Annotated in this window: 5 protein-coding genes; 2 read left to right on the top strand and 3 right to left on the bottom strand. The window is 72.1% G+C overall.

The genetic code is table 11. The features are described from left to right. Nucleotides 1-358: tripartite tricarboxylate transporter substrate-binding protein (locus JWR86_RS11140; RefSeq protein WP_299565082.1), on the top strand; the 358-nt coding region annotated here is incomplete at its 5' end. Nucleotides 359-377: 19 nt separating this feature from the next. Here JWR86_RS11140 and JWR86_RS11135 read toward each other — a convergent pair. Genes JWR86_RS11135 through JWR86_RS11125 form a run of 3 tightly spaced genes read right to left on the bottom strand, consistent with a single transcriptional unit; the run spans nucleotide 378 to nucleotide 2,870 of the window. Then, the gene (locus JWR86_RS11135) at nucleotides 378-1,199 is read right to left on the bottom strand and encodes a helix-turn-helix domain-containing protein (RefSeq protein ID WP_299565079.1); all 822 of its coding nucleotides are present in this window, start codon (nucleotides 1,197-1,199) and stop codon (nucleotides 378-380) included. Beyond that, nucleotides 1,200-2,027 (bottom strand): IclR family transcriptional regulator, encoded by an 828-nt coding sequence (locus JWR86_RS11130; protein WP_299565076.1) that lies wholly within the window; start codon nucleotides 2,025-2,027, stop codon nucleotides 1,200-1,202. Between the two features lie 57 nt (nucleotides 2,028-2,084). Beyond that, nucleotides 2,085-2,870 (bottom strand): enoyl-CoA hydratase-related protein, encoded by a 786-nt coding sequence (locus tag JWR86_RS11125; protein ID WP_299565073.1) that lies wholly within the window; start codon nucleotides 2,868-2,870, stop codon nucleotides 2,085-2,087. A 142-nt stretch (nucleotides 2,871-3,012) separates the two neighbouring features. Between JWR86_RS11125 and JWR86_RS11120 the strand changes: the two genes are divergently transcribed. After that, nucleotides 3,013-3,254, top strand: a 242-nt coding sequence (locus JWR86_RS11120; protein WP_299565070.1) for a CoA-binding protein, incomplete at its 3' end; no start/stop codon positions are given.

Below are 3,254 nucleotides of genomic sequence, written 5' to 3'. Positions count from 1 at the left end.
CCTGCCGACCGCCCTGCCCCAGATCGAGGCCAAGGCCGTGCGGGCGCTCGCGGTCACCACGGCGCAGCGGGTCGGCCAGCTGGCCGAGGTGCCGACCATGCAGGAGGCCGGCGTCCCCGATTACGAGATCATCGGCTGGCTCGCCGCCTTTTCCCGGGCCGGCACGCCGCCCGACCTGGTGGCCCGGCTCAACGCCGGCATCCTGAAGGCCATCAACGCGCCCGACGCCGAGTCCTTCTTCCGCAGCATCGGGGGCGAACCCTTCGGCTCCACGCCGGCCGAACTCGGCGCCTTTGTGCAGAGCGAGACCGCGAAATGGGCGACCTATGTCGCGGTGAGCGGCATCGAGAAGCAGTGAGCCGGGATCCGGGCCGCCGCTAGCTGTCGGCGAGCCCGGCCGCGATCTCGGCCGAGATGCGCTTCAGCTCCTGGCCGATCACCTCCATCTTGGCCCGAGGGAGGTGGCGGGCCGGCGCCCCGCAGGACAGCGCCAGGACGGCGCCGTCCCGGTCGCGCGGCAGCGCCGCCGCAACGCCGTTGATGTCGGTCATCCAGCCGTGCCGCGAGGTGGTGTAGCCGCGCGCCGCGTGCTCCGCCCGGGCCTCCTCGATGCGGGCCCTGATCTCGTGCCAGTGCTTGGCGTGGCGCCGGCTGAGATGCCCGTACAGGAGCTCGAGCTCCTCCTCGGGCAGCGTGGCCAGGAGCGCGTGCCCGGTGGCCGTGCCGGCCAGCGGAATGCGGGACCCGACGTCGAGCTGCAGCGTCATCAGCGTCGTCGTCGAATGGCACACCTCGATCTGCACCGCGTCGAGCCGGTCGCGGCCGGCCAGCGAGGCGTGCACGTTGAAGGTGTCGGCCAGGTAGCGGAGATAGGGCTGCACCAGTTGCGCGGCGCCGCTCGCGCCCGTGGCGGTCTGACCCAGCGCCACGACGCCGAGGCCGAGGCGGTATTGCCGGCGCCGCTCGGAATAGTGGACGTAGCCGTCCTGAACCAGGGACTGGAGCAGGCGGGACACGGTCGGGCGCGGCAGGCCGACCCGCGCGGCGAGCGTTCCGCTGGCGAGCCAGGTCTCGCCCGCCGCCAGGGCTTCCAGGATCGACAGGCCCCGCCCGAGCGCGACCACGAACTTGCGGTCCTGTTTGCGCAGCGCGGCCGCGTCGTCGGGCGCAACGTCCCGCAGCTCCTGCCGAGGCTCCATCTACTCGCCCCAGAAGGTTTGGCCGGCCGCACCCATGGCGCTCGCGATCTCGGCCGCGACCTCGACGAGAGCCGGACCGACCTCGCCCCGGAAGGTCGCCTCGGAGATGCGCCGCGACGTGCCGGCGTTCAGCGCCAGAAGCGGCTCGTCCGGACCGAGCCAGACGGGCGCGCCGACCGCCGAGACATGGCGAAGCCACTGGCCGAAGGAGCTGACGAACCCGGTGCGGTCGGCCTCCGCGAAGCCGGCCCGGCAGTTCGCGACCCGCGCCTCGCCGCCCTCCGGATCGGCGGCCAGGATCTCGGCCAGGCGACGCTCGCGCAATTCGGGGGCGGCGGCCCAGAGATAGGCCCGGCCCATGGCGGTCTCGGTCAGCGGCACGGAGGTGCCGGCCCGCAGCCGCATGGCGACCGTTCCGGGCCCGCAGCAATCGACCAGGTAGACCATGGACTCGCGGTCGGGCGCCCCGAGCGCGACGGAGATGTCGAACCGGTCCGCCAGGCGCTGCATGGCCGGGCGGGCCAGGCTGGTGAGCGGCAGGGAGGCGAGGCAGGCCGCGCCGAGGCGCCGCATCTTCTCGCCGGGCCGATAGCCCGGCCCCTCGGCCGAGACGGACAGAAAGCCGGTCTCGACGAGCGTATAGGTGAGGCGCGCCACGGTGGGCTTGGGCAGCCGCGCCCGTTCCGCCAGATCCTTGTTGGCGAGCGGCGTCTCACGCGTGCCGAAGGCCCGCATCAATTCGAGCCCGCGCGCCAGGGACACGACCCCGACCTCGTCCTCGCCCTGCTGCGCGTCGCCGCGCGCCCTGCCTGCTATCGTGATACGCACCCGGTCGGCTCCCGCGGTTCTTGGTTATCCCGCCGGAGCGCGGCCTTCCAGCCGCCCCTACCGGCCTGTCCACGCCGGAGCGCGGCGCTCGGCAAAGGCGCGCGGGCCCTCCTTGGCGTCCTCGCTCGCATAGACCGGAACGTGCAGGCGCTTCGACTCGGCGATTCCCGCGTCGCAGCCCAGCGCCATGGCAGCCTTGATGCTGGCCTTGGCGGCCCCGACCGAGAGGGGCGCGTTGTCGCGAATGCGGCCGGCCAGGGCCGAGGCCCGGGCCCGCACCGCGTCCGGCGTCGGCTCGACGTAATTGATGAAGCCGAGGCCCTGCAGCCGCTCGATCGACATCGGCTCTCCGGTGAGCGCCAGTTCGGAGAACACCGCCTGCGGCAGCATCCAGAGCATCGGCACGGCCCAGGGCGAGCCGCGTCCGCGCTGCACCTCGGTGATGCCCCCGACCGTGCCGGCGAGCCCGACGCGGAGGTCGCAATTCACCGCCATCATGATGCCGGCGGCCAGGAAGTGGCCCGTCATGGCGGCGACCAGCGGCTTCTCGACCGCCCGCATGCGCTCCATGAACGGGTCGCGGACGAGATCCAGCACGTCGACCCCACGCTCACGTCGGATCTCAGCCGCTTCCTTCAAGTCCATGCCAGCGCTGAACGTGCCGCAATCGGCCGAGGTGACGATCACCACCCGGACGGCCGGGTCGGCGTCGATCTCGTCCCAGAGTTCGCGCAGGCGGTTGGCGGTCGCGACGTTGATCGCGTTGCGTCGCTCCGGCCGATTCAGGGTGATCGTCGCGATGCCCTGATCGACCCCGTACAGCAGCCCCTCGTCCCCGCTCATGCGCCTGTCATCCCCGCTTCGGCGGAATGCATATTTTGAAAGTCCGTACCGCACAACGGACATTGGCATTGACGAGGGCGGGGCGAACGGGCACGTAGCCGCCGAAAGCGGGCGCCCGACATCGACCCGCACCGGGAGGCGCATGACCCGTCCGACGATCAGCCGCACGCTCGACCGGGTGTTCGCGCCGAAGACTGTCGCCGTGCTGGGAGCCTCCTCGACGCGCGGCAAGCTCGGACATTCCGTTCTGGCGCTCCTGGACCAGAACGGGTTCGAGGGCCGCATCGTCCCGGTGAACCCCAAGGGCGGCGAGATCCTGGGCCGCCCCTGCGTCAGCTCGGTCCGTGACATCGAGGGCGAGGTGGACGTCGCCCTGCTGGTGGT

Origin of the sequence: Enterovirga sp. (assembly GCF_028290205.1) — a bacterium.
In the GTDB taxonomy this organism is placed as follows: domain Bacteria; phylum Pseudomonadota; class Alphaproteobacteria; order Rhizobiales; family Beijerinckiaceae; genus Enterovirga.
Note: the sequence above shows the minus strand (reverse complement) of the source record. Positions and strands in the feature narration are given on the sequence as shown.